Consider the following 1,293-nt stretch of genomic DNA (forward strand, 5'->3'; position numbering starts at 1 on the left):
AGCGGATCAAGGTAGCGGTGAAGAACAGCAGCGAGTGGAGTGACTACGTGTTTTCATCGGGTTACAAGCTACGTGCCCTGAGTGAGGTGGAGGCTTATGTGAAGGCGCACAAGCACCTGCCGGGTTTACCGAGTGCGGAACAGGTGGTGGAAGAGGGCATAGATGTGGTGAAGATGAACGCTAAGCTCCTGGAGAAGATCGAAGNTCTGGAGAAAAAAGCTAAAGATGTAGATCAGTTGAAACAAGAAAACAAAGAGATGAAACAACAACTGGAGAAAATTCTTAAGCTGTTAGAAAAAAAGTAGGCATGTTTCATCGCATTAACAGGTAATATAATTAAAGTGAGCCTTTGTCGGCTCATTTTTTATCTATTGTAATGTGCTAGCTATTAGTATATTATAACTGAATTTGCGGGTTTGTCGTACCCATTAGCTAAACAAAGCCTGGTGATGTATAGACCGGACATTGCTTAAGAATTCCTTTTTTCACAATTTTGAAATGGAATTCATCAAAAAGTATTAACTATTTTTTATCCATAAAACACGTTTGTATGGTACGTTTCTACACCTCTTGCCTAACGCTGGGGTTATTGTGCGCAACGCTACCGCTGGTAGCTCAAACCAATCTGGTGGTTACTACGCCAGCTAGCTCAACACCAGGCTCCCAAAATACGTATATTGGTGTGGGGGCAGTCAATTCGTCAACGGCGAATACCGGTACAGACAACGTGTCTGTGGGTTATTTGGCTGGAGCTTCGAATACGTCCGGTCGTAATAACCTGATGATTGGATCACAATCCGGGGTTAGCAACACAGTTGGATCTAATAATGCATTTATTGGTTATTCTACCGGAAGTACAAATACAACCGGCCGTAGCAACGCATTTATTGGTTCATTTGCAGGGAGTGTTAACACAGAAGGAAACAACAACGTGTTTATTGGTTACTTTACCGGTACAACCAACGGAAAAGGAACTAACAATATGTTTTTGGGGTCTGGTTCTGGCTTGTTAAACTTTTCAGGTAACAACAACTCGTATCTGGGAACTGCATCTGGTTTTAATAACTCGACATCTAGCTTCAACGTAGCTGTCGGCGATAGTGCCGGGTATAACAACACGGCTGCCGGTAACACATTTCTTGGAAGCCGTGCTGGTTTCGGTAACACAGATGGAGCCTTAAATACGTTTGTTGGATTTCAAAGTGGTTATACATCGAAGGGTGGTGCTAATACATTTATTGGTTATCAGGCAGGCCGAGGTAATACTACCGGTACAGACAATGTATTTTTAGG

1 pseudogene is annotated in these 1,293 nt (G+C 42.9%); it reads left to right on the forward strand.

What is annotated here, in order from left to right:
• Nucleotides 1-550: 550 nt before the first annotated feature.
• Nucleotides 551-1,293 (forward strand): annotated as a pseudogene (locus BLX24_RS30450) (hypothetical protein); the annotation flags it as partial.

Origin of the sequence: Arsenicibacter rosenii, assembly GCF_001870735.1 — a bacterium.
Lineage (GTDB): Bacteria > Bacteroidota > Bacteroidia > Cytophagales > Spirosomataceae > Arsenicibacter > Arsenicibacter rosenii.